The 25,470-nt window shown below is 49.1% G+C and carries 28 protein-coding genes and 1 other annotated feature; of the genes, 2 read left to right on the forward strand and 26 right to left on the reverse strand.

The window, feature by feature from the left end:
* Positions 1 to 4 precede the first annotated feature (4 nt).
* From secF to P404_RS0103130, 10 genes are all read right to left on the reverse strand, one after another.
* Positions 5 to 922, reverse strand: a complete 918-nt coding sequence (gene secF, locus P404_RS18170) for a protein translocase subunit SecF (RefSeq protein WP_014970889.1) — start codon at positions 920 to 922, stop codon at positions 5 to 7.
* Complete coding sequence (secD, locus tag P404_RS18175; protein ID WP_081809563.1) at positions 912 to 2,216, reverse strand: protein translocase subunit SecD; 1,305 nt, start codon at positions 2,214 to 2,216, stop codon at positions 912 to 914. Before secD ends, secF begins: the two co-directional genes overlap by 11 nt.
* Before the next feature lie 153 nt (positions 2,217 to 2,369).
* The gene (yajC, locus tag P404_RS0103095) at positions 2,370 to 2,660 is read right to left on the reverse strand and encodes a preprotein translocase subunit YajC (protein ID WP_014970891.1); all 291 of its coding nucleotides are present in this window, start codon (positions 2,658 to 2,660) and stop codon (positions 2,370 to 2,372) included.
* Positions 2,661 to 2,731: 71 nt separating this feature from the next.
* Positions 2,732 to 3,877 (reverse strand): tRNA guanosine(34) transglycosylase Tgt, encoded by a 1,146-nt coding sequence (gene tgt, locus P404_RS0103100; RefSeq protein WP_014970892.1) that lies wholly within the window; start codon positions 3,875 to 3,877, stop codon positions 2,732 to 2,734.
* Complete coding sequence (gene queA / locus P404_RS0103105) at positions 3,874 to 4,917, reverse strand: tRNA preQ1(34) S-adenosylmethionine ribosyltransferase-isomerase QueA (RefSeq protein ID WP_026829939.1); 1,044 nt, start codon at positions 4,915 to 4,917, stop codon at positions 3,874 to 3,876. Before queA ends, tgt begins: the two co-directional genes overlap by 4 nt.
* Before the next feature lie 2 nt (positions 4,918 to 4,919).
* The gene (ruvB, locus tag P404_RS0103110) at positions 4,920 to 5,915 is read right to left on the reverse strand and encodes a Holliday junction branch migration DNA helicase RuvB (RefSeq protein WP_014970894.1); all 996 of its coding nucleotides are present in this window, start codon (positions 5,913 to 5,915) and stop codon (positions 4,920 to 4,922) included.
* Between the two features lie 4 nt (positions 5,916 to 5,919).
* Positions 5,920 to 6,513 (reverse strand): Holliday junction branch migration protein RuvA, encoded by a 594-nt coding sequence (gene ruvA / locus P404_RS0103115; RefSeq protein ID WP_012370967.1) that lies wholly within the window; start codon positions 6,511 to 6,513, stop codon positions 5,920 to 5,922.
* 127 nt (positions 6,514 to 6,640) lie between these two features.
* The gene (gene nadA, locus P404_RS0103120) at positions 6,641 to 7,738 is read right to left on the reverse strand and encodes a quinolinate synthase NadA (RefSeq protein ID WP_026829940.1); all 1,098 of its coding nucleotides are present in this window, start codon (positions 7,736 to 7,738) and stop codon (positions 6,641 to 6,643) included.
* A complete protein-coding gene (gene nadC / locus P404_RS0103125) occupies positions 7,728 to 8,570 on the reverse strand; it encodes a carboxylating nicotinate-nucleotide diphosphorylase (protein ID WP_026829941.1) in 843 nt (280 codons plus the stop codon). The genes nadA and nadC overlap by 11 nt, the downstream gene beginning before the upstream one ends.
* Positions 8,539 to 9,966 carry an L-aspartate oxidase gene (locus P404_RS0103130; RefSeq protein ID WP_026829942.1) on the reverse strand — a complete coding sequence of 476 codons (1,428 nt, stop codon included), beginning with the start codon at positions 9,964 to 9,966 and terminating at the stop codon, positions 8,539 to 8,541. Before P404_RS0103130 ends, nadC begins: the two co-directional genes overlap by 32 nt.
* A 96-nt stretch (positions 9,967 to 10,062) precedes the next feature.
* Between P404_RS0103130 and P404_RS0103135 the strand changes: the two genes are divergently transcribed.
* Together P404_RS0103135 and P404_RS0103140 are read left to right on the forward strand one after the other, a co-directional pair.
* A complete protein-coding gene (locus P404_RS0103135; RefSeq protein WP_026829943.1) occupies positions 10,063 to 11,154 on the forward strand; it encodes a cysteine desulfurase family protein in 1,092 nt (363 codons plus the stop codon).
* A gap of 19 nt (positions 11,155 to 11,173) precedes the next feature.
* On the forward strand, positions 11,174 to 11,716 hold the full coding sequence (locus tag P404_RS0103140) for a transcription repressor NadR (RefSeq protein ID WP_026829944.1): 543 nt from the start codon (positions 11,174 to 11,176) through the stop codon (positions 11,714 to 11,716).
* Positions 11,717 to 11,803: 87 nt separating this feature from the next.
* On the opposite strand, the gene P404_RS0103145 is transcribed toward P404_RS0103140, so the two are convergent.
* From P404_RS0103145 to P404_RS0103220, 16 genes are all read right to left on the reverse strand, one after another.
* Entirely contained in the window at positions 11,804 to 13,087 is a 1,284-nt protein-coding gene (locus tag P404_RS0103145) for a hemolysin family protein (RefSeq protein ID WP_014970899.1), read from the reverse strand.
* A 50-nt stretch (positions 13,088 to 13,137) separates the two neighbouring features.
* Positions 13,138 to 14,433 (reverse strand): GTPase ObgE, encoded by a 1,296-nt coding sequence (gene obgE, locus P404_RS0103150; protein ID WP_014970900.1) that lies wholly within the window; start codon positions 14,431 to 14,433, stop codon positions 13,138 to 13,140.
* Positions 14,434 to 14,448: 15 nt separating this feature from the next.
* Positions 14,449 to 14,934 carry a Spo0B domain-containing protein gene (locus P404_RS0103155; RefSeq protein ID WP_014970901.1) on the reverse strand — a complete coding sequence of 162 codons (486 nt, stop codon included), beginning with the start codon at positions 14,932 to 14,934 and terminating at the stop codon, positions 14,449 to 14,451.
* Positions 14,935 to 15,003: 69 nt separating this feature from the next.
* Positions 15,004 to 15,282, reverse strand: coding sequence for a 50S ribosomal protein L27 (rpmA, locus tag P404_RS0103160; protein WP_012370976.1), 279 nt, complete (start codon positions 15,280 to 15,282; stop codon positions 15,004 to 15,006).
* A 14-nt stretch (positions 15,283 to 15,296) separates the two neighbouring features.
* Positions 15,297 to 15,635, reverse strand: a complete 339-nt coding sequence (locus P404_RS0103165) for a ribosomal-processing cysteine protease Prp (protein WP_026829945.1) — start codon at positions 15,633 to 15,635, stop codon at positions 15,297 to 15,299.
* A 3-nt stretch (positions 15,636 to 15,638) separates the two neighbouring features.
* Positions 15,639 to 15,947 carry a 50S ribosomal protein L21 gene (gene rplU, locus P404_RS0103170; RefSeq protein WP_012370978.1) on the reverse strand — a complete coding sequence of 103 codons (309 nt, stop codon included), beginning with the start codon at positions 15,945 to 15,947 and terminating at the stop codon, positions 15,639 to 15,641.
* Positions 15,948 to 15,962: 15 nt separating this feature from the next.
* Positions 15,963 to 16,032: a sequence feature (ribosomal protein L21 leader region), on the reverse strand.
* A 75-nt stretch (positions 16,033 to 16,107) separates the two neighbouring features.
* A complete protein-coding gene (locus tag P404_RS0103175) occupies positions 16,108 to 17,448 on the reverse strand; it encodes a ribonuclease E/G (protein WP_026829946.1) in 1,341 nt (446 codons plus the stop codon).
* 63 nt (positions 17,449 to 17,511) lie between these two features.
* A complete protein-coding gene (gene minD, locus P404_RS0103180) occupies positions 17,512 to 18,315 on the reverse strand; it encodes a septum site-determining protein MinD (protein ID WP_026829947.1) in 804 nt (267 codons plus the stop codon).
* Positions 18,316 to 18,365: 50 nt separating this feature from the next.
* The gene (locus P404_RS0103185) at positions 18,366 to 19,040 is read right to left on the reverse strand and encodes a septum site-determining protein MinC (RefSeq protein WP_014970905.1); all 675 of its coding nucleotides are present in this window, start codon (positions 19,038 to 19,040) and stop codon (positions 18,366 to 18,368) included.
* A 3-nt stretch (positions 19,041 to 19,043) separates the two neighbouring features.
* Positions 19,044 to 19,547 (reverse strand): rod shape-determining protein MreD, encoded by a 504-nt coding sequence (gene mreD, locus P404_RS0103190; RefSeq protein WP_014970906.1) that lies wholly within the window; start codon positions 19,545 to 19,547, stop codon positions 19,044 to 19,046.
* A complete protein-coding gene (mreC, locus tag P404_RS0103195) occupies positions 19,540 to 20,424 on the reverse strand; it encodes a rod shape-determining protein MreC (protein WP_014970907.1) in 885 nt (294 codons plus the stop codon). The genes mreD and mreC overlap by 8 nt, the downstream gene beginning before the upstream one ends.
* A 14-nt stretch (positions 20,425 to 20,438) precedes the next feature.
* The gene (locus tag P404_RS0103200; protein ID WP_014970908.1) at positions 20,439 to 21,473 is read right to left on the reverse strand and encodes a rod shape-determining protein; all 1,035 of its coding nucleotides are present in this window, start codon (positions 21,471 to 21,473) and stop codon (positions 20,439 to 20,441) included.
* A gap of 161 nt (positions 21,474 to 21,634) precedes the next feature.
* The gene (gene radC, locus P404_RS0103205) at positions 21,635 to 22,267 is read right to left on the reverse strand and encodes a RadC family protein (protein ID WP_193363389.1); all 633 of its coding nucleotides are present in this window, start codon (positions 22,265 to 22,267) and stop codon (positions 21,635 to 21,637) included.
* A 47-nt stretch (positions 22,268 to 22,314) separates the two neighbouring features.
* Positions 22,315 to 22,893: a Maf family protein gene (locus P404_RS0103210; RefSeq protein WP_014970910.1), complete on the reverse strand. Its 579-nt coding sequence runs from the start codon at positions 22,891 to 22,893 to the stop codon at positions 22,315 to 22,317.
* Between the two features lie 107 nt (positions 22,894 to 23,000).
* Positions 23,001 to 23,726 (reverse strand): hypothetical protein, encoded by a 726-nt coding sequence (locus tag P404_RS0103215; protein ID WP_026829949.1) that lies wholly within the window; start codon positions 23,724 to 23,726, stop codon positions 23,001 to 23,003.
* The gene (locus P404_RS0103220) at positions 23,723 to 25,465 is read right to left on the reverse strand and encodes a fimbrial assembly protein (protein ID WP_026829950.1); all 1,743 of its coding nucleotides are present in this window, start codon (positions 25,463 to 25,465) and stop codon (positions 23,723 to 23,725) included. The genes P404_RS0103215 and P404_RS0103220 overlap by 4 nt, the downstream gene beginning before the upstream one ends.
* Positions 25,466 to 25,470: the final 5 nt, after the last annotated feature.

Below are 25,470 nucleotides of genomic sequence, written 5' to 3' on the forward strand. Positions count from 1 at the left end.
TCATTCATGATGCTTGTTTCGATGATTTTAATGTCCGACCTTTCATGACGAGCCACAATTGGGCCGCAATGAAAATCGAAGAATACATTCCCATGATCAGACCAACCAGTAAGGCCAGACTGAATCCGCGGATGGCTTCACTGCCGAAGATATACAGTGCAGCGGCCGTCATGATGACGGTAATGACGGTATTGATGGAGCGAATGATCGTTTGTTGAATCGATTCGTTGACGATTTGCGCGAGCTCCGGATACGTGACTTGACGTCCACCTTTTTCGGCAAGTCCCAGATTTTCTCGCACGCGGTCGAACGTGACGATCGTATCATTGACCGAATACCCGATGATCGTCAAGACGGCAGCGATGAAGTAAAGGTTGACTTCGATCTGTAAAAGCGAGAAGAACGCAATGATCATCAAGGCATCATGGAGCAACGCAAGGACCGTCGCAATCCCGTAAAGCGGCTGAAAACGGAACGATACGTAGATGACGATTCCGAGTGAGGCGAGCAAGACGGCGTAAATCGCATTTCGGGCGATCTCCTGACCGACTTGTGCCGATACCGTCGAGATACTCGGTTCTTTGCCATACTCTGCTTCAATGACTTGTTTCATTTTTGAAATCTGTTCCTGGCTGAATTCACCAACAAACGTTACGTTGGCGAGTGTTCCACCTTGTGCAAATTGAACACCATTGATTTCAGCCGGATCGATCCCAGCATCCTCAATGACTGCCCGTACATCAGCTTCTTTAATCGTGTCTGTTGAGGCAATCTCGACTCGTGTTCCTTCTGTGAAGTCAATCCCAAGGTTCAACCCTCGAAAAGCCAGTAATAGTACAGAAATCAGCACCAAGGTAATCGTGATTGTAAAATAGATTTTCCGGTGTTTTACATAATCAAGTTTCGTTGGATTAAAGTTCACGAATTTCACTCTCCTTTACGCCAAACCAGGTTTTTTTCTTATCAAACCATCGGCTACTGACGAGAAGTTGCATCAGGTAACGTGAGATGAAGACATTCGTGACGAACGTAACGGCAATCGAGACCATCAGCATGATCGCAAACCCTTTGACCGTACTCGTACCGAAGTAATACAACACACCTGCTGAAATCAACGTCGTCAAGTTGGCATCAAGAATCGTGCCGAACGAACGACGATTTCCGGCTTTAAAGGCCGACAAGACCGATTTCCCACTACGTAATTCATCTTTAATCCGTTCGGCCGTGATGATGTTGGCATCAACCGCCATCCCGACACCTAGCACGAGGGCTGCGATCCCTGGTAACGTCAGTACGGCATTGATTCCGTTAAAGAAGATCATGACGAGATAGATATAGAACAATAACGTGATGATCGATACGAAACCAGACACCCGGTAAAACAGCAACATGAACAAGAAGACAGCTGCCACACCGATCATCGAAGCAAACAATGTCTGATCGAGGGCATCCTGACCAAAAGCAGCCGAGACAGACGTCGAATAGATTTCATCGAGCTTAACCGGAAGAGCTCCAGCATTTAGAATCGATGATAATTGTTTGCCGTATTCTGCTGTGATATCACCACCTGAGATGATGGCTTTATCCGAGTTGATCGGTTGTTGCACCGAGGCATCAGAGACGATTTTCGAATTTTCTTTTTGAATCTCTTTTTCGTAAGTATCGCCTTTTTCATAATCCAGCCAGATGACAAGGCGGTTGCCCGGCGGTTGCATTTTTGATACGTTTTGTGTCACTTCATAAAACTTTTCTTTTGACTTCATCGTCAATTCGACAAGCGGCGCGTTTGTTTGCGGATCATATCCGACTTTTGCTCCTTTTGCCTTCAAATCCGATCCATCCAGTAACACTTTGTCGTTGATGTCCCGGAAGGATAATTCAGCCGTCGATGATAAAATCTGACGTGCTTCACTCTGATTCTTGACACCGGCTAACTGGACCCGAATCCGGTTGTCTCCTTCAATCCGGATGTCCGGTTCCGAGACACCAAGGACGTTGACTCGGTTTTCGATGGCCGTCAAGGTCGCGCTCATCGCGTTCGCATCGATGACGTCGCCTTCTTTGAGCGGTTGTACTTCATACAGCACTTCAAATCCACCTTTTAAATCAAGACCCAACTTCGTGTCCTTTAAAAGCCAAGTCGATGTCGTACCGATCAATATGAGCAGCGCGGCAACGATGATAAAAAACGAGGCCAGTTTTCCCTTCTTAATCATGCTACATTGTCCTTTCTCTCTATCCCAGTATATTTTCAGACAACTTTCTTATCCTATCCTAGCTTACATAAGAATTGGTAATGATAGCAATCGTTTTTCTCATATAAAAACAGAAAAGACGCTCCCGGATTCGGAAAGCGTCTGTTTCGAGCCTTATTCGACGATTTCGTCGTCCATGACAGTCGTTGATTTTTTCGTAACTTCTGCGACCGCACTTCGGTTAAACGTCAATTGTGCGTTGCCTGATTTCAATGTGACCGTTGTCTCATCAACTTTTTGTACAACCCCATGAAGGCCACCGATCGTGACGATCGAGTCACCGCGTGATAACTGGGTTTGCATCTCACGCACTTGCTTCTGGCGTTTGTTCTGTGGACGAATCAACAAGAAATAAAACACCACGAAGATCAAGATCATCGGGAGGAATGTCAATAATTGTTGCATCTGAGTCAGCTCCTTTTCATTCAAATCACGTTCATTATACCGTAAAAAGAATGGATTTGTCAGACCGTTTATCAGAAATTCTTCGCATTCGGTAAATTATAGCCATATTCTTCAAAAAATTCATCTTTAAAATCAAGCAGACGGTCTTCACGAATCGCTTGACGAACGCCTTCCATCAACTTGACGAGGAAGTGAAGATTATGTGTCGAACAGAGGTGCAACCCAAACGTTTCCTGCGCACGGATCAAATGGTGAATGTAAGCACGCGAATAATTCTTACATGCATAGCAATCACATTTTTCATCGAGCGGACGGAAATCGCGGGCATATTTGGCATTGCGGACGACGAGACGTCCGCTTGACGTCATCAACGTTCCGTTACGCGCGATCCGAGTCGGCAAGACGCAGTCGAACATATCGATCCCGCGAATCGCGCCTTCGATCAACGCATCCGGCGAGCCGACCCCCATCAAGTAACGGGGTTTGTCTTCCGGCATGAGCGGTGTCGTAAAATCAAGTGCACGGTACATGACATCCTTTGGCTCTCCAACCGACAAACCTCCGACGGCATATCCCGGGAAATCAAGTGACGCCAGGTCACGTGCGCTTTGACGACGCAAATCCTCGTATTCGCCCCCTTGGATGATGCCGAATAACGCTTGATCTTGTGGACGTTCGTGCGCAGCGAGGCAACGTTCTGCCCAACGGCTTGTCCGTTCGACGGAAGCTTTCATGTATTCGTGTGATGCCGGGAACGGTGGACACTCGTCAAATGCCATCATGATATCGGAACCCAACGCATTTTGAATTTCCATCGCTTTTTCCGGTGATAAGAACAACTTGTCACCGTTCAAGTGATTCCGGAAATGGACACCTTCTTCTGTGATGTTACGTAAGTCAGCAAGTGAGAAGACTTGGAAACCACCGGAATCGGTTAAGATCGCTCCATCCCAGTTCATGAATTTGTGCAGTCCGCCGGCTTCCTTGATGACATCATGTCCAGGACGGACCCATAAATGGTACGTGTTCGACAGGATGATGTTCGCGTTCATGTCCTTGATTTGCTCCGGTGCCATCGTCTTGACCGTCGCTTGTGTCCCGACCGGCATGAAGACAGGTGTCTCGAAACTACCGTGCGGCGTATGGACGATTCCTAACCGCGCACCGGATTGTTTACAGGTCTTGATATGTTCGTAGGTTACTGCGTGTTTTGTCATCGGTTTAATTCCTCTCTCGTTAAGAACATCGCGTCTCCGAAACTAAAGAATCGGTATCCTTGCGCAACGGCTTCTTCATAGGCATGTAAAATGTGTTCACGTGTCGATAAGGCAGACACGAGCATGATTAACGTCGACTTCGGTAAATGGAAATTCGTGATCAATCCGTCAATCCCTTTGATTTCTTGACCCGGATAGATGAAGATATCCGTCCAACCAGACGCTTCGACGAAGTCACCGTGGTCCCGGATGACCGTCTCGAGCGTTCGGGTCGATGTCGTCCCGACGGCAATGATTCGTCCACCATTTTTCCGGGTTTCTCGTAAAATCTGAGCGGATGACTCCGGTAATTCGTAGTATTCACTGTGCATCTTATGGCTGTCGACATCATCGACGGAAACCGGTCGGAACGTGCCGAGCCCGACGTGTAACGTCAACGGTGCGAGGTGCACACCTTTATCCGTCAAGGCTTTCAACAATTCCGGTGTGAAGTGGAGTCCTGCCGTCGGTGCTGCCGCACTCCCTCGTTCTCGGGCGTAAACGGTCTGATAACGGTCTTGATCTTCCAACTGTTCATGGATATAGGGGGGTAACGGCATCGTACCAAGTTGATCGAGTACTTCATAAAAGATACCTGTGTAGGAAAACTTCAGAATCCGTCCACCATCTTCAAGTGCTTCGAGACATTCCGCTTGGAGTAACCCGTCTCCAAAGGACAGCTTCGTTCCCGGTTTAACCCGCTTCGCTGGTTTAGCGAGCGTTTCCCAGACATCCTCACTCGTCTGCTTGAGTAACAGGAGTTCAATCTTCCCGCCGGTCTCTTCCTTGACCCCAAACAACCGGGCCGGCAAGACTTTTGTATCATTGATGACCAGTGTATCTCCGGCATTGAAATACGACACGATGTCATGGAACGTTTCATGACGGAGCGCTCCCGTTTCCCGATTGACGACCATCAACTTCGAACTCGTCCGATCAAGTAACGGGACTTGGGCAATCTGTTCTTCTGGTAAATGAAAATCAAATAAATTTACATCCATCTTTAATTTCCTTCTTTCAATCCTAAATGTTGCCGTGCAAACGGCGTTAAGACACGACCACGTGGTGTCCGTTGTAAAAAGCCTTGTTGAAGCAAATAAGGTTCATAGACATCTTCAATCGTCTGGGCATCTTCTCCGATCGTCGCCGCAATCGTCTCGAGCCCGACCGGTCCCCCTGCAAACCGTTCTGCAAGCGAACGTAACAACCGGTGATCGACGTCATCAAGACCTAAGGCATCGACGTGTAATCGATCGAGGGCACTCGTCGCAAGCGTTGCGTCAATCGCCGTTTGATGGGCGACTTGGGCAAAGTCCCGAACGCGTCGTAACAGTCGATTGGCGACACGCGGCGTACCACGTGAACGAAGGGCAATCGCTTCCGCTGCCATCCGGTCTGCTTCAAACCCAAACAAACGGGACGTCCGCGTGACGATGGCTGAAAGTTCCGGCATCGTATAATACTCGAGTTTCAGCGTCACACCAAACCGATCCCGGAGTGGTGCCGATAACATACCCGCCCGTGTCGTCGCTCCGACCAGTGTAAAGGGCGGCAAATCGATTCGGACACTTCGGGCCAGTTCCCCTTGACCAATGACGATATCAAGACAATAGTCTTCCATCGCCGGGTACAAGATTTCCTCGATGGAACGACTTAACCGGTGAATCTCGTCGATGAACAGGACATCCCCCGGCTCGAGCGAGGAAAGGATTGCTGCTAAGTCTCCAGGTCGTTCGATTGCCGGTCCGGCCGTCGTCTTGATTCCGACACCCATTTCATTGGCGATGATTGTTGCAAGTGTCGTCTTCCCGAGTCCGGGTGGACCATACAGAAGCACATGATCCAGTGTTTCTTGACGGATTTTTGCCGCTTGGATAAAGACACTCAGATTGCCTTTGGCTTTTTCTTGACCGATGTATTGTTCAAGTGTCTGAGGACGTAAACTCCACTCTTCCTGATCTTCCGCGTGGGCGGATTCTGACAAAATCCGTTCTTCCATGTTCTCACCTCACATTCAATAACAACTGCAGCGCCCGCTTCACGTATTGGTCGGTCGACAGCACTTCACCTTGAAGCGCTTTTTTCACTTTTTCGACTTCCCGTTCACTGTAACCAAGTGCCGTCAAGGCTTCACATGCTTCATTTAGTTCGGCATTTCCTTGAGCGAACAATCCTTCACTCGGAATATAATCAGGGGCCAGTTCGGCCAGCTTCCCTTTTAAATCGAGCGTCATTTGTTTCGCCGTCTTTTTCCCGACACCCGGGAATTTAATGAGATAACTTTCTTTTTCTTGTTCGATTGCTTCGACCAGCGCGTCGACATCACCCGATGCGACGATCGCGAGCGACCCTTTTGGACCAATCCCGGTCACACCAAGTAATTTCGTGAACAGTGCTCGTTCGCGTCGTGAACGGAATCCGAATAATACTTCTTGGTCTTCTCTGACATAATGATACGTATATACGATAACCTGTTCGTCTCCGGTCCGATAAAAAAACGGGTTCGGTGCTACGATTTTGTAGCCAATCCCCCCGACCTCGATCGTCACGAATTCTGCACAGACATAAGCGACTTCGCCGCGTACGAATTCTATCACTTTAGAACGCTCCCATCCATTAACAAACTCTCGTGTTATTGTAGCATATAACGCGGAAGCTCTTCAAAACGTAATTCCACAAAAAAACTCTACCATCCGTTGCCAGATAGTAGAGGATCGGATGTGTTCATGAACGTTCGAGCATCCGTTCGAGCGCAAGGACCGCATAACGGGTCGTGTCAGCATCGACGGTGATGACATTCACCGGATGGCCGGCTTCGATTTGCTCCAATGACCAGGCGAGGTGCGGTAAATCAATCCGGTTCATCGTCAGACACGGACACATGAACGGATTCAAGGAAACGATATCCAGTTCGGGGTGGTCGTATGCCAGTCGTTGCACAAGATTCATTTCGGTCCCGATCGCCCATTTCGTTCCCGGTTGCGCCCGTTTTATCTGATCGATGATATAGGCTGTCGATCCATTCAAGTCAGACGCATCAACGACTTCAAATGAACATTCCGGGTGGACAAGGATCGTTCGATCCGGTTCCGTCCGCCGGAACTGATCAATCTGTCCGACGGTGAATTTTTCATGGACGGAACAATGCCCTTTCCACAATACGACGCGGATATCGGCATCCACTCCATCAAACAGCAGTTCGTCCGCTATCGGATCCCAAACAGCCATCTGCTCTAACGGAACACCCAAGGCATGCGCCGTATTCCGTCCTAAATGTTGATCGGGCAGGAAAAAGAGGATATCACGCTCAGCAAGTGCCCATTCGACCATTTGGACCGCATTGGACGAGGTGACGGTCGCTCCGCCATGACGACCGACAAATGCCTTGATTTCCGCGGTCGAGTTGACATAGGTCAACGGAAGAATCGATTGACCGAGCCGGTCACTGAGGATTTCGTAAGCCCGTTCTGTTTGAAATCCATTCGCCATATCCGCCATCGAACAACCTGCCCGCATGTCGGGTAAAACGACCGTGTGACTTGCTTCAGTCAGCATGTCTGCTGTCTCTGCCATGAAATGGACCCCGCAAAACACGGTGTATTCCGCTTCTGTCATCTTTTTCGCGAGTTGTGCCAGTTGAAGCGAATCTCCGGTCGCATCCGCGAACTGAACGACCTCATCTTTTTGATAATGATGAGCCGGTAAAAATAGTCGGGTTCCCATCCGGCTTTTGACACTTTCAATCAACGACACTAATTCTTCGTCTGTTTTCTCCAAGTATGTTCGTGGAATTCCCTGGTGAGTAAATAAATCAACGTTCATCTTTTTTTCCTCCTACGATTTTCATACTGATGTCTAATGCAGGTGCCGAGTGCGTCAATGCGCCGAGTGAGATGTAATCTGCCCCGGTATCACAATACGCCGGTAATGTATCAAGCGTGATTCCACCTGATAACTCCACTGTGATCTGTTTCGGAATCCATTTCCGGAACGTCTTGATTTCCTCCGGCGATCGATTATCGAGCATGATGATATCGACCCCTGCTGCGACAGCTTCTTTAACTTCTTCACCGGTCTCGACTTCGACTTCGATCGGTGTCGTATGACCGACCTGTTGTTTTGCCCGTTCGACGGCCGCCGTGATCGAACCGGCGACGGTGATGTGATTATCTTTGATCATGACAGCATCATCGAGCCGCCCGCGGTGGTTAAAGCCGCCTCCGATCCGGACCGCATGTTTCTCAAGCATTCGTAATCCCGGTGTCGTCTTTCGTGTATCTGTAATCCGAACTCTTCCGGCCGCCTGGCTGACTGCTTGCTGCGTCAACGTCGCAATGCCTGACGTCCGTTGAATGAGATTCAATGCCACCCGTTCACCCGTCAAAATCGAGCGTAATTGTCCCGACCAGTTCGCTAACACCTGTCCGCGAACAATCGCTTGTCCGTCTGTCACGATCGTTTCATGTTCGACGGCAAGTAGTCGCGCCAATTCGATCAAGACGTCCTCCCCACAAAATATCCCTGATTCCTTAGCAATGAACCGTCCGACGCCCTGCTCCATGCCGGTCAGACAAACTTCACTCGTCACGTCCTGATGACCGATGTCCTCGATCAAAAAATCTTTAAGCTGTTGTTGCAGATGCCATCTGTTCATCCTGTTGCTCTCCTTTTAATCGTTCAATTGCGCCTTCCAGTAAAAGTCGGGCGGTGGTGTGTTTGAGTCGATTCAACTCTGCCTCTCGTCCCCTTCCCGGTTCAGAGCGCTGCTTTTTATAGGTTCGAAGCGTCTGTTCGAGTCCAGTTAGTTCGAGATTGACACGTAAGACATCCGTCAATGACGGATCGGTCATCACGTCTATACCGGATATGTCGGTTGGTTCAGGTAATGGTCTCCGATAAGGCAGCTGAAGCTGTAACGCTAATTCTTTTCCCATCACAAAACATTCCAGTAGTGAATTCGACGCCAACCGGTTTTTTCCGTGCAGTCCAATCGAAGCGGTCTCCCCAACCGCGTACAGACCAGAGACCGTCGTTCGTCCGGCTTGATCCGTCTCGATTCCTCCCATTATAAAATGCACACCGGTCGTCACTTCGACTAACTCCGGACGTATGTTCAACATTTCACATTTTTCAACAAATGTCGGGAATCGTGTTTCCAGTCGTTCGACTGCTGTCGTATTCAGATAAACAGGTTCCTTGCACCGTGTTGCCGTAATCATCGATGCGACTTCGTCCCGCGCGGCTAAATCGCCTTGCGGATGATCCGCCATTACGCGTCGCCCGTCTGCCGTCATCAAGTAGGCTCCGGCACCCCGTAATGCTTCTGTGATCAAACCGTGACTGACACCGTCATGAAGCAGCACAGTCGGATGATGTTGGATATAACCTAAATCTGATAACCGCGCTCCGACGTGAGCGGCGAGCGCCAAACCGTCACCCGTCAGACACGGCTCATTTGTTGACGCCGTGAACAATCCTCCGATTCCGCCCGTTGCTAAGACGACGGCCCGGGCTGAGATGAGGAGTGGTGTCTCCCCTTGATATCCTCGCGCTCCGACAACTTGTTGCTTGACGGTCATCAGTTCTGTGATTACGGTATCTTCGATGATTGGATGCGGGAGTTGACGGAGCAGTTGCGTCATCATCCGTTCACCTGTCCGGTCCCCCCCACTATGGAAAATACGCGGTATCGTATGTGCTCCTTCTTGACCTAAGGCATAGGCGCCTGTTGCTTGACGGTCAAACGTAACACCAAACGCTTCCAACTCTTGAATGACCTGTCGTCCCGCTGCCGTGATGAAGGCGATCGTTTCTTCGTCTGTCCGTCCCTTTGCGGCTTGTATCGTATCTGCTTGATGACTGGAGTGGTCACGCTCTAAATATGCGGAAGCGATCCCTCCCTGTGCCCGCATGGAATTTGTTTCTGTCCGTTTCCCTTTTGAAACGAGCAAGACGTTCATTTCGGATGGGAGATGGAGTGCAACGGAAACTGCCGCTAGTCCTGTACCGATGATCAAAACATCTACTTCTATCTTTTTATGTAATGACATTTGATTTACACCCCTATTATTTGTCTTTACTATTGACTTGACAATAAGTTTGGCATATTTTTAGCTGAGTGACAAGATGAAAGGATACGATAACTTATGATTTATTTGGATCATGCCGCCACAACAGCGATGCACCCGGATGCGCTACAACAGTATCGACAAGCAGCAGAACGGGCGTATGGCAACAGTTCCTCGCTTCATGACGCGGGAGATGCCGCCCTCCAACTGCTCGACCAAGCACGTACTCAATTGATGACATGGTTACAGTTGACGGAAGGAACCATTATTTTTACAGGGAGTGGTTCGGAAGCCAATTACATTGCGTTAAGTCATTTATTGCGGCAAAGTAAAAAGACAACTGTCTTGACACTTATGTCAGAACACGATTCCGTGACCTTGCCCTTAAAACGATTGGCGACTAAAACGGTTACCATCAGCTTACAAGCGACAGGTGAGTTTGATTGGGTTCAATTCAAGGAAGCATGCACGGAAGAGGTCGGTGTCGTCTCGATCCAGCATGTCAATTCAGAGACCGGATTCATCTTTCCGATCGCAGACATCGCTGCTTTTTGCCGTCAACGTGGTCTTTTGTTTCATTGCGATGGTATTCAAGGATTTTTGAAACAACCGGTCCACTTGACAGATGTCGATGCCTATACGATCAGCAGTCATAAAGTGTACGGACCAAAAGGACTGGGTGCTGTCTATCTGCGTCGCCCCTTGTTCAGTCCCTACTATGAAGCCCATCATGAATACGGGATTCGTCCAGGAACGGTTGATGTCCCGGGGATTGCAGCTTTCCTGATGGCCTGCAGCCGCTACCGAGAGGAAAATCAGCAGATCCAGACATCGAGCAAAAGATTTCGTGGTATGCTAAAAAAAAGACTTCCTTCTTCTCAGTATCAAATCATTGAATCGCCTCAACAACTCGACTCGATCTGTGCCATCCACACGAAACAACGGGATGGTCAATTCGTCCTTCTCGCCCTGAACCGCGCTGGGATTGCCGTCTCGGCGGGAAGTGCTTGTCGCGCAGGCGAAAACGGACCAAACGCGACCTTACGAGCGATCGGTTTTGATGATACGGCTGCGCATGGCTTAATCCGCCTGAGTTTTGGTCGAATGACGACCGATGAAGAAGTGAAGCGATGTATCGATGTCCTTTGTTCTCTAGAGGACTCAGATTAATGGAAAGGTAGGAGTCGTCATGGAAAGAAGACAATCCGGGGAAGAACGCCGGCAAGAATTATTACAAATGATTCAGGAGAGCGAACGACCGGTCACTGGAACTAAACTTGCCAAGCAGGCAGGTGTCAGCCGCCAAGTCATCGTCCAGGATCTATCCTTATTAAAGGCAAAAGGATATCCTGTCGTCGCGACCGCACGCGGCTATTTGTTGAATGATCCAGAGCTCGACGCCTCACGCCACATCAGAAAAGTCGTGTGCCGTCATGGTATTGATCAGCTGAAGGCAGAATGTGATGCGATCGTGGATGAAGGTGTCATCATCCGTGATGTCATCGTCGAACATCCGGTTTATGGATTTTTGACAGGAGAATTGATGCTGAAGAGCCGACGTGATGTTCGGGCTTTGATCGAACAATTAGAAGAGACACAAGCAACACCTTTGTCTAGTTTGACCGATGGTGTCCATCTCCATACGCTTGAAGCCGATAGTGAAGCAGCACTCGAAGCGGCCATTGAAGCACTTGATCGTCTAGGTATTCTCGTCTCAGAACTGGATGCCTAAGCTGGACGCAACCACTCTCATCAGATAAGTGCCACATCAAAAAGGTCCATTCCGTCGAAAAAACGGAATGGACCTTTTGGGAGTGCATCATATGTGTTCATCTATCGATTCAGTGCCTGGTGCATCATTTGGAAAAGTCGCCAAAATCGTCCGGACACGCCGGTTTTCGACGTGAAGGACAGTGAAGCTGACTTGTCCATAAACCATCTGGGTTCCAGCTTCCGGAATGTGACCGACGTTCTCCATGATCCACCCACCAAGTGATTGGGCTTCCGTGTCTGGCATCTCCAGTCCGAACTGATGACAAAAATCTTCAATGTCATATTCGGCTAGACATTCATAACGGTTCGGACTCACTTGTTTGGTATATTCCAGTGACTCGTCGTGTTCATCCCAAATCTCACCGACTAGTTCTTCTAAAATGTCCTCGAGCGTGATCAACCCTGCCGTCCCACCAAATTCATCAAGCACGACCGCCATATGGGATTGTTTGACCTTTAGCTCTGGTAACAGATCGATGATATGCGTTTGCGGGACGACAAACGAGACCGGTCGAATCAATTCTCGAATCTCAACGCGTCCATGTTTGACGAATTCTCGCAAAAAGTCACGTTCCGATAAGACACCGATGATATGATCAATCGAATCTTTATAGACCGGTAACCGCGAGAATCCACCTTTTTGGACTTCACGTAAAATGTCATCAAAACTGTCATCGATGTCAATCGCTTGAATATCCGTTCGCGGTGTCAATGCTTCTTCGACCGTGACATTCTTAAAGTCGACGGCTCGATGAACGATTTCCGCACTCGCTTCATCCATGATGCCTTCTTCCTGACTGATATCGACGAGGGCACGAAGTTCCTGTTCCGTGACAAGAGGTCCTTTCGGATTTGCCCCGATCAGTACCAACGCTGCTTGCCGTAACTTGAGGAATAAAAAGATGATCGGTTTAAAGAAGACTAAACATAGATGCAACGGACTACTAATCCAAAATACATACGTTTCCGCATGTTCCCGCGCATAGGATTTAGGGATCAACTCACCAAACAACAAAATGAACAGAAACGTCAAGAAGACGATACTGATTTGTACCAACAAATCAGCTGATAACGATAACGCTAACCAGCCACCGATCATCGCTACACCAAGGTTAGACAGTGTATTCCCGATCAAGATGGCCGTCAACGTCTCTTCGTAACGTTGCAACAGCCGGAGCGCTTGTGTCGCACGATGGCTACCCTCTTCCGACTGATGCAGGATTCGTAACCGATTCGCACTAGATAACGCTGTTTCAGAAGACGAAAAGAATGCTGAAATGACTAGTAAGACGAAGAACCAGATGAACTGAATCGCGGGAAGTGGGTCCACGATGCTCTCACACTCCATTTCTCAAATGAACTTGTTCAGATGCGTTAACCTTAGAATGATGACTCGATGAATTCGAATTCGAAGTCACGGATTCGAACGACGTCTCCATCAATCGCACCCATCTTACGTAATTCTTCATCGACACCCATTTGACGTAATGTCCGCGCGAAACGTTTGATCGATTCTTCACGCATGAAGTTCGTCATCGTAAACAATTTCTCGATCCGCGGTCCTTTGATGACGAAGCAATCATCTTCATCTTTTGAAACCGTAAATCCAGCTTCAGGTGCTTCATAACCATAGACAACACGTGGTGTCGCTGTTTTTTCTTCAAGTTCTTCCAGACCAAATTCAGGTGTCGCATCAACGAGGTCAGCAATCCGGAATAAGAGATCCCGTAATCCTTGACGTGTCGCAGCAGAAATCGCAAAAACTTCTAAATCCGGGAAGGCTTCTTTAAAGGCTTCAAGATTTTCTTCGGCATCCGGCATATCCATCTTGTTTGCGACGACGACTTGCGGACGCTCCGTCAGACGAAGGTTGTAATCCGAAAGCTCTTTGTTGATGATGTTGTAATCATCAACCGGATCACGTCCTTCCATTCCACTCATATCGATGACGTGGACGATGACTTTTGTCCGTTCGACGTGACGTAAGAACTGGTGACCAAGACCAACACCTTCGCTTGCGCCTTCAATCAGACCGGGTAGATCGGCCATGATGAAACTGCGGCTATCTTCTGTTTCGACCACACCGATATTCGGTGTAATCGTCGTGAAGTGATACGCACCGATTTTCGGACGGGCTGCTGAGACGATCGATAACATCGTCGATTTCCCGACACTTGGGAACCCGACCAGTCCGACATCTGCGAGCATTTTCAATTCGAGCTTCAAATACTTTTCTTGACCTGGTTCACCGTTTTCCGCATGTTCCGGAGCCGGGTTCGCTGGAGTCGCAAAACGTGAGTTCCCACGTCCACCGCGTCCACCTTTGGCAACGATGGCTTGTTGTCCGTGATGGACGAGGTCGGCAATGACTGCATCCGTATCATCATCGTAGACGACCGTGCCCGGTGGTACTTTAACGACGAGATGGTCAGCCTTACGACCGTGCATCCCTTTTGACATCCCGTTTTCACCTTGAACCGCTTTGAAATGTCGTTTGTAACGGAAATCCATCAACGTCCGGAGTCCTTCATCTACTTCGAGAACGACGTGAGCACCATGCCCACCATCTCCTCCAGCTGGACCACCATCTGGAACGTACTTTTCGCGACGGAACGCAACTTGCCCGCGTCCTCCATCTCCTGCTTTTACATAAATATTTACCTGATCGACAAACATGTCAGATCCCTCCTATTACTGTTCTTCCTCTACAGGAAGACTTTCGATTTCAATCACACACTCATGTTCCGTCTGTGACTCGATCTCCATCGGCGTCACTAGATCTTTAAGGCGCGACATATCTAGTAGATCCCGATAGATCTCGATGGTCACGCCCTCATGAAAGGTCACGGATACTTCTCCATTTCCCACTTCTATCATGTCAATCGCAGCTTCTACAATCGTCGCAAGACGTGTATCATCCAACTGCTTTGGTCTTTCGATTACATCATATTCGACAGTTAGGCCTGTCCAATCTGCTCGTTGCAGTGTGAGCGCCGTTTTCGGTAATCCAATCAAGGAAAGTCGCCCTTCTCGTGACGCTTGTTCCCGGTAGACTGAACAAATCGATTCAACAGCCGCCTCGTCACCAATCGCGCTATAGGAACGAACGAGTTGCAATCGATTCAACCATTCGTGACGAAGTGACTTCAAAAGATCCAGTACCTGCTCATCCTTCATCAGTCGTTCCCTCCTAAAAAAAACAGACCCTAACCCCTGAAAGTGGCTAGAGTCTGCTTCATCGATCACTTATGCTGGGTAAACGCTGACTTGTTTTTTGTCGCGTCCGAGACGTTCGAAACGAACGACACCAGTTGCAGTTGCGAAAAGTGTATCATCGCCACCACGTCCGACGTTCATACCTGGGTGAATCTTCGTACCGCGTTGGCGGTAGAGGATTGAACCAGCAGAAACAGTTTGACCGTCTGCACGTTTCGCCCCAAGGCGTTTCGATTGCGAGTCACGACCGTTCTTTGTCGAACCTACCCCTTTTTTCGATGCGAAGAACTGAAGATTAAGTTTCAACATGTGGAATCCACCTCCTATATTTGTTCAAGTTGGATAAACTCACCGTAACTTTCAGCGATGGTTCCGAGTTGGACCAATGTCGCTTCGAGTAACAATTGGGTGCGTTCACTGACATCCGGTGCTAAGTCAGCATACGGTTCTACATAAAAGTAGCCACCTTCTTGTTGTTCTGCCATTTCAAGGAGCAGGACCTGCCCGAGCAGTGATTCGATGGCATTGTATGCCCCGAAAATCACACTTGATGTGCCGGCACAGACTAAATCCAAACCAGGCTCAGCGAACTCGGCATGTCCTGTCACTTCGATGGAACGGATTAACTCCGCTTCATCTCGTCGAATCTTGACACGTATCATGGCTTACGCTTCGATTTTCTCGATGCGGACCTTCGTGTAAGGTTGACGGTGACCTTGCTTACGACGGTAGTTCTTTTTAGCTTTCATTTTGAAGACAGTGATCTTTTTCGCGCGAGCGTGTTTGATGACCGTTGCTACGACCTTCGCACCTTCTACGAGTGGAGCGCCGACTTTAACATCGTCACCACCAAGGATCAAGACTTCGCCGAATTCTACTGTGCTGTCGACGTCTGCGTTTAATTTCTCAACGTAGATCTCTTGGCCAGCTTCGACTTTAACTTGTTTACCACCAGTTTTAATAATTGCGTACATTACGTGCACCTCCTCTTAGGAACTCAGACTCGCCATCACGGGCAGCGGATGCTTTAAGACCCGGTCTGTGCGGTTGTAGTCATTTGGGTGCTTCCAAACGAACTAACGTTATTCAGAATACCAAACGATGAGGCAGATTGTCAATAACGTTCTACCCGAATTATTGTTGTCTTTTAACAAAGTCGTCACAGTCGACTTTTGTTCCCGTAAATAAAATTCCCGTTTCACCTTCTACAAGAATCAGTTCGAGTGGACTTTCTTCAAGTAACAATGGACTGAGCGAAGCAAGGGGTGCCCGGACGACAGCGGCTTCGGCATACGTGGCGATTTCTTTTAAACGAGGTTCGAGTTGCCGATGAATCGCGATCCGAGACGGTTGTCCCTGATCGAGTGACCGTTCGAGTAATGACTTCCCGTGACGTTGCCGTGTCAGTTCACACAAGCCCATCTTCGTAAAACCATAAATTTCAACCTGTTTCGATTCGTGTGCGGCCCGTTCCTTCAAGAGTTGCGTCACCCGTGTCTGCCCTTTGCTCGAGCCACGTAAAAAATCAACGGCAATCATTCCGCTAATATTACGTAAACGGAGTTGGCGCATGATTTCGACGGCTGCTGCTTCATTGATTTGATCAAAGGTCCGTTTTTGTTCCTTGACGGAAATCATTTTGCCGCTGTTGACATCGATGACGGTCATCGTCTCGACTTCCTCAATCAACAAGTATGCCCCACCGTCTAACCAGACGACCTTATCGAGCGCTTTTTCGATCGTCCGGTCCACTTGCTCCATTGCGGGTAGGCGCCCTTTCACGACGGGTCGTTCAACCCGTAAGCCCATCTGTTCGAGTCGTTCTTTATCAAGTCGATGTGTCACCAGGGCTTCTTCGACATGACTCAGGCGTTTCGCTTCTTGAATGACCAACGATTCATCTTGTTCTAACGTCGTCTGTCGCAACATGTGCTGATGGCGTGCACGTAACTGGTTGAGTTCCGCAATCAGTACCGTGGCTTCGGCCTGTGCCGCCTCCGTCCGGTACAATAGCCCTTCTGCTGCTTCCAGTGTAATCCTCTTCGCGAGTTGTTGCTGGACAACAAGATCAAGCTTCCGGCTGAAGCGGACACGGCGACCATACGGGAAATAGACAAGGAAACGTCCGCCATACGTAATATTTTGTGTGACTTTATGCTGTTTCGGTGTTGCCCCTTCCTTGACGACCTGTACGAGCAACGTCTGCCCGACTTGGACGGCTTGTCCTATGGTCGGAACGTCCGGATAACGGCGTAGCGTCTCCAGTGTTTCGTTGATCGGCAAATACAGTGGCGTGCCATCCGTCGCAATCAAAAATGCCGCCTCAAGCGTCGGATGCAATCGGTCGACCTTTGCATGGAGCAACGTCCCGACACGAATCTCATCCCGCATCCGTTCGTGGTATTCGATGACCCGACCGCCTTCTACTAATGCCACCCGTTCCAAGGACGGGGTCTGTTCACTAATCCATTTCATCTTCATTCCTCCATGAAAAATAGACTAGAAGCATAAAACCCTTCTAGTCTATTTTTCCCCATCTTATTTCATGCCAAGCATTTTTTTCAGCTTCACGAAAAATCCTTTTTGTGGTTGTTCCATGATATCGAGCAGAGGGACCGACTCCCCCAGAATCCGTCGCGTGATGTTCCGGTAACCGAGACCGGCCCGGTTATCCGGATTCATCGTCACAGGGACACCTCGGTGCGACGCCGCGATGACTTCCTCATCATCGACAATCAATCCGAGCAGATCAATCGACAAGATACGCATGATTTCATCGATATCGAGCATATCACCCGATGCCATCATATGCGAACGGACACGGTTGACGACAAGTTTCGGCACGATCTTACGTTCCGAACGTTCGAGCATCCCGATGATCCGGTCTGCGTCTTGGACCGCCGCTTTTTCTGGCGTCGTGACGATGACCGCTTCGTCTGCACCGGCAATCGCGTTCATGAACCCTTGTTCAATCCCGGCCGGGCAGTCAATCAAAACAAATTCGTAGTCCAGTTTTAACGTATCAATGATGGCTTTTACCTGTTCCGGTGTGACGGATGATTTATCCTTAGACTGGGCAGCAGGTAACAGGTACATTTCTTCAAAACGTTTATCACGAACGAGGGCTTGATGCAGTTTACATTGCCCGGTCACGACATCAACAATGTTGTAGATACTTCGGTTGTCGAGTCCAAGTACGATATCCAGATTCCGAAGACCGATATCCGTATCGACGAGACAAACCGAATGGCCCATCAGCGCAAGTGCTGTACCGATGTTTGCGGTTGTCGTCGTTTTCCCGACTCCACCTTTACCAGATGTGACGACGATGGCACGCCCCACATGCGTTTTCGCATCTCTATGTACCTGTTCTTTCACTTGTTCCATATCTGTCACCCTCTTTCACTATCAATCGCAAACTGATCCATCCGCGCAAGCGGGACGGTTTGAAGACGGGAAAATTCAACCCCTGTGTCTCCTACAAAAGCACAACCCATTTCTAATGCCTTTAACGGCGCATCATCCGGATCTTCGTAGACGAAGTCGGAAATCGAAATCCATTTGGGTTGCAAGATACTTGCGGCAATCACAGCTTGCTGATTCCCACCCTTCCCTGCATGAACGGTTCCCCGCAATGCGCCGAGACAATAAATACTGCCCGTCGCATGCACGACGGCCCCGGGATTGATGTCGCCGATGACGACAATCGACCCTTCGACGTCTACGACATGCCCACTGCGGGCCGTGCCGCCAAAGTAATGAAACGTTCGTTCGCCGTAGAGCGCTTTCGCTTCATCCTTCGTCAGACACTCACTGTCGTAGCCGTTAAACGAAAATGAATCATGACGCGCGACGATGGACTCGACAGCCGTCACAACGCCTTCGTCGACATAACGTCGACCGAAGAAGAAGGTAATCGGCACGGCGCGTCCGTTCTCGACGGATTTGTCGGCAAGCGTCAATTCTAAATCGTCAAGAAATTCATCCACACTGCACCTTTCATTTACATAGACGGCGAGGCCACCACGATGACCTTTCATCGTTACATAACGCTTACGCTCAATCATGACTCATCCTCTTTTCTCATCAAATGTGGATTGCACCAGTCGCGTCATCGGATAATACAAGACGATGATCCCAACCAACTGGGCAATGAGACTCCTTGGAATGATTTGCGTCGCCAGCTCCTTAAAGGGAACGTCGACACCTACGACCGAAGCCGTGAAGAAATAAATATCCAGTTCAAACAAAATGGCGCTGAACGTAAAGGTGACGATGATCGTTAATACGTTCTCCTTTACATATTTTAGCACGAAGCTACTAAAAAGCGGAATGGCAGATAACGCAAATAAATAAATTCCGATGATATCCGAGTAGACGAAATCATACAACAGTCCAAACAACAGACCGAACCCAAGCGCCTGTTCGATTTTTCCGTAACGTCCTAAAAACATCAAGGCGATCAACGTGACGTGGATGACATACGGCGAACCATCCCCAAGCGGACCCGCAAAGAGTGTCCCTTCCAAGATAAAAAGAAGGAACACGGCGAAAAACAACTTGATGTTATTCACTAGTGTCCCCTCCCTTGTCGGTCTCAGCGAAAGGTTCCTTCGCTTCTCGTTGGATCACGAAAACGTGACCAAACTGTTCGAAGTCTGCTGCCGGCTTGACGTATGCGATTTTCGAAGCACCGTATTGATCCGATTTCACTTGCTCGATCTTCCCGACGACGATACCGCTTGGATACTTGCCACCAAGACCGGATGTCGTGACGGTTTGCCCTTTTTTCAGTTTGGCATCGTTTGGTATCTTCGTGAACTTCAAGAGATTCGTTTCTTCATCAAATCCTTCGATCGTCCCGAAAACCCCTTTCCCCTTCGTATCGTCCGCAACGGCCGAAACATTGTTCGTCCGGCTTGTATCGGATAACAATTGAACGAGTGACGTATAGGCACTCGTCTGGATGACACGACCAATCAGACCATCTGCTGTCACGACTGCCATATTGGTTTTGACACCTTGTTCTTTTCCGATATTGACCGTCACGAAGCGTTGCCATTCAGACGACGTCCGACCAATCATTTCTGCTGGTAGTAAAGTGTAATCACGAATCGATCCTTTTAACTTCAACATGTCTTTTAATTCATTGTTCTCACGTTCCAAGTCGCGGACTTTGACGGAGTTTCCCGCATAATCACCCAGTCGTGATTTTAAATACTCATTTTCCTTATACACATCTCGCACTTCTTTAACCGAAGTGACCGTATCATCAATCCAGCCAATCGGTGTCGCAAAAAGACGTTGTCCCACCCCAACCGTATCGCGGACAAAACTTTGATACCAGTGGGTTTGGTTACGCCCTTGCAGCGAAATCCCGATTAAGATCACCAAAAGGAGAAAACTAAGGAGTGTGATGAGCAGTTTTCGATTATTTAAAAATCGCTTCATCGCTCATCCCGTCCTTATCTTTTTTGTGAGATGCCTGATTTCGAACGCAATACATTCATCATCTCCAGTGATTTTCCTGTACCAATCGCCACACAATCGAGTGCATTTTCTGCAACGAGTGTCAAAATGCGTGTTTCATCTTCAATGACCGCATCCAAGTTTTTGAGGAGCGCGCCGCCACCTGTCAAGACGATCCCACGATCCATGACATCTGCTGAAAGTTCTGGTGGTGTCTGTTCGAGTGTATGTTTGACACCGGCTAAAATGGCATCGACCGTATCCGATAAGGCGTCGCAAATTTCTGCACTCGTGACTTCGATCTGTTTCGGAAGTCCTGTCACGAGGTCACGTCCACGAATGTCCATCGTTTCGTTTTCTGACTCTTCATCAATCCGCGCATAACCAATCGTCATCTTCAACGTTTCAGCTGTCCGCTCACCAATCATCAAGTTGTACTTCGATTTGATGTAACGAATGATGGACTCGTCCATCTCGTCTCCACCAACACGAATCGATTGGCTTGTCACGATCCCACCGAGTGAGATGACAGCGACTTCCGTTGTTCCGCCACCGATATCGACGACCATCGAGCCCGTTGGTTCAGAGACCGGAAGACCGGCTCCGATTGCGGCTGCAAACGGTTCTTCAATCGTATACGCTTCACGTGCTCCAGCCAGTTTCGCTGCGTCTTCGACCGCACGTTTTTCGACTGATGTGATGCCGCTTGGTACACAAATCATGACGTTTGTTTTTGACGAAAATAATCCTTTTTTCTTCGTTGCTTGATCCATGAAGTATTTGATCATCGTAGCCGTTGTTTCATAATCGGCGATAACCCCATCTTTCATCGGGCGTCGTGCCGTCACGTTCCCCGGTGTCCGTCCAATCATGTTTTTTGCTGCATTACCTACCGCTTCAATCTTTCCTGTATCCGTACGGAATGCGACAACGGAAGGTTCGCGCACGACGATACCTTGCCCCTTCACATACACAAGCGTGTTTGCCGTACCTAAGTCAATGCCGATTTCACGGCTAAATGATCCAAACATTATTCAAAAAACCCCTCTCTGAGAATACACTTCACTAATTATAACGGAAAAGCCTTCCTTGGAAAGCGTTAAAACGTTACAGCTTGTTTACAGTTCATGAATTGATGAAAAAGAAAAAACGCCTAAGGTCGGGAAGTCTCCTTCCCCCTCAGACGTTATTCTTACATAAATCCCCGCTGTTTCATACTAATAAATTGTCCATGACCAATGACGAGGTGATCGATGCAGCTGATTCCGATCAGTCTTCCGGCCTCGACCATCCGCTCTGACACCTCGATATCTTCCCGACTCGGTGTCGGATCACCCGACGGATGATTATGGACGGCAATGAAGCTTGCTGCCGAGCAACGAATCGCTTCCCGGAATATATCACGCGGATGAACAATCGACGTATTCAACCCTCCGATGAACAGCGTTTTTTTCGAGATGACTTCGTTTTTCGTGTTCAGATACAGGCAGATGAAGTGTTCTTGCTGGTATAGCCGCATCTCTTCCATCAACAGTTCAGCGGCATCCTCCGGTGAACGGACGACCGGTCGCACCCACTTCGGTTCCGTGACGAGTCGACGACCGAGTTCCAGTCCCGCCATGATTTGTAAGGCTTTTGCTTTTCCGACGCCCGGCGCCTTCTCAAGTCCACCGACGCCCGCTGCTTCGAGTTCAATCAACGAAGGGTAAATCTCAAGTAACTCTTCTGCGATTTCGAGTGGTCCCCGATTCCGTGTCCCGCTCCGAACGAGGCATGCCAGCAACTCCACTGTCGTCGCCTGTGCCAAACCTTTTAACTGAATCATATCCTTTGGCCATTCAATCACTGCATCCGACCTTTCTGTACGAGGAATTACGCGAACATCGGTTTGATTCCAAACGTTTCAAGGCGACGGCTGATCGGATTGATCGGCAATCCAACGACATTATAATAATCACCGTCAATCGCTTCGACAAATAGACCGCCTGTACCTTGAATGCCGTATCCTCCGGCCTTATCGTACGGTTCGTCAGTCGCGACATACGATAACATCCAGCTTTCCGGGAGTGGACAGAAGCGGACCGTCGTCGTCACGGTAAACGTCTCTTCCCGCTCGTCCGTCAAGAGGGTCACACCGGTCACGACTTCATGCGTCCGCCCGGATAACAGCCGCAGCATCTCGAGCGCCGCTGCCCGGTCAACCGGTTTTTCAAGAATCCGATGATCGAGCGCAACGACCGTATCGGCGGCTAAGACGATTTCTCCAGGTCGTGCGACGGCCCTCGCCTTTTTTTGTGACAGATACATCACGTAGTCCTCAGACGACATCGGATAAGGGGCTTCTTCGAGTACGTTGGCAGGTCGTACGGTATGCGGGATGCCGATTTGTCGTAACAGTTCCGTTCGTCTAGGCGACGCCGAAGCCAGAATCAATTGGTGTTGCGTTATCATCAGTATCACGCTCTTTTCATTCTTTTTCGACCAGTCTTACTGGCATTATCTTTTAGTATAACGAAAAACAAGTGCTTCTCCGAGTCGGAAAAACACTTGTCTACTGTTTAGTTACCTGTGACATCGACAAACGGATCCGATTTGGGCGTCGTTTCCTGTAAGGGTGTCTGCTTATCCGGAATCAATTGTTTTAGGTCCGGACGGTAATAACTTTCAATTTCGACCGTAAAGGACATCATCTCGTCTTCCAGGACAATCGTTTGGCTGCCTGGACCGGGCTCATCCGGTCCCGTCAGTTGAATCTGTCGTAAAATCGTGATCCGGTCCGTCCGTTCGATCTGCTTGAGGAAGGCCATCAGTTCCAGATACGAGGGAGCTTCGACCGTCAAGGATGCTGGTAACGCCGTCGCACTTGTCTTCGCGACCGGCTCTGCCGTCTGCGCGGCTTCCGCCTCGGACTCCGTCGCCATCGCACCATCGACGACTGGTGTCGATTGAACTGGAGACGCTGGTGTCTCGGCTCCCGCCGTTCCAAACGTGATTGCCTGAACCTTGACACCGGCAATCTGACTCGCTGCATTGATCGCATCGATGACATCATCGTTTGCCGGTAAGACAGGCACTTGTTTTTGCAAGAAACTTGATTCCGCAACATCGACTTTCTGCTCGTTCGCTTTAGCGGCTTCAAGTGCCATCTGTTCCCGTTCGAGTGTGGCTTCCGTTTGGTTCAGTTCTTGATACGTCGTATAGGTCGTATATCCAAAATAAGCAAGTCCACCGACGATCAATAGAACCGTCAAGGCCAGAAGAATGAAACTACTATATCGTTTCAATTTTCTTCCACCTCCTCTACTTCAGTCGAAACGACTTCACCCGGTTCCGGCTCCGTTGCCGGATCGACTTCTTCCGTCGGATTCGCTTCCGGATCCGTCGTCGAATCGGTTGTCCCATCTTCTTTTGGAGCGTCCGGATCGGCTTGATTCGTTTCCCCTTTGATGACTTCTGCCGGGACGACCGTCAGACCAAATTGTCCGATATACCGCGGCTCTTCCGTCTCGGTTTCATCCGATGGGGTGATGGTCGTCGTCGGCACTTCTTCCCCTGTCGTCGGATCAACCGTCGTCGACGTCACGACTTCTGCTTCTTCGTTCATCGTTTTTGTCGTGACGCTCGTCAATGTAATCCCGGTAAAAGCGGTATCGGTCAACAATTGGCGATAAAACCCATTTAATTCATCCAGTGTTTCAAACTGGGCATTCATCGTCACAAGGTGATCGGCGCCATACGCAAACTGTAAGATATAACCGCGTTCCGGTAAGTAACGCGTAATCCGTTCGAGTGCCGGAACGGCAGGACGAGGCGTCGCCTCAAGCCCCTCGACCGTTTCTTTCAGCTGCGCGACTTCTTGTTTAGCCGATTGTGCGGACTCCGATTGCAACGTGCGAACGATTTGAATCTGGTTGTTCGCTGTTTCAATTCGGTCCGCGAACTGATCGGTCTGCCAGTAGAGATATCCCCCAATCATCCCACCAAAGACTAGCAGAATCAGGGAAGCGACTAACGGGAACTTTGGAGCGACATCACTGTCCGGCAACAAATTGATCCGGTCTTTATGGATCGTCGCCAACCCAACGAGTGGTAAGTAGGATTTCGGAATCGGTTGACTGACGACATCCAGCACCTCCGGGACTTGTTCGAGACGAACATCAAAGTTCGCTTCAAATCGTCGAACCAGTTCCTCTTGAAACGGGAAGTCTCCCGTCAACATGACCCGGCTGATTTCCCGACCGTCGCGAGCTAATGAAAAACGGTAAAAATCAAGGACCCGTGAAAATTCCAGTAACATCTCTTCTAAAATGAATTCGACGTTTGCATCATCCGATTTATACCGGTAGTGCAATCGGTCATCAATGACATCGACGTCCCAGGCATTTGCGACAAAGGTATCGACGGAACGAATTAGTCGTGGGACTTTGTCCTCGATGATGATCAACTGGTGGTTTGTCGCGTTAACGTTCCAAATTAATAGATTGCTGTCGGCTTCGACTTCATACAAGGAATCGAGACCAAAAAACGTTGCGAGCGGCTGCGGTTCTGCTGCCACTAAACGAAGACGTTTTTGTTTAAACAACTCCATATATTGCTTTAATGCTTCGTTTGGTGCCGCGTATAACATGATTTCCCGTTTTCCGTTTTCTTCAAGAAGCGTGTAATCAAAGTACGGTTCTTCAAACGGCAGGACGATACTGTGTCCAAGTTCCATGAACAAGTACCCGCGGATCTGATTTGTCTCGACCGTCTCCGGAATTTCGAGTTTCCGGGCGAGGACAAGCGAACCGTCCATTGCTAAGACGGCTTGCGAGCCACGTGGGACTTTTAGTTTCGCAAGCAGACTTTCAAAAATCAGATCGAACGAAGCTTCCGGTTGAAGCCAGCCTCCTTGGAGTGTACCGGGTGGAAGCGAGACGACAGCACGGCGTTTGATGACACCTTTTTTGACGACCGCTCCGAAAATCCCGACATCTGTAAAATTAAAGTAGATATATGTACCTCTGCGCCTAGCTTGCGCCATATGTA

Source organism: Exiguobacterium antarcticum DSM 14480, assembly GCF_000685865.1.
GTDB classification, from domain to species: domain Bacteria; phylum Bacillota; class Bacilli; order Exiguobacteriales; family Exiguobacteriaceae; genus Exiguobacterium_A; species Exiguobacterium_A antarcticum.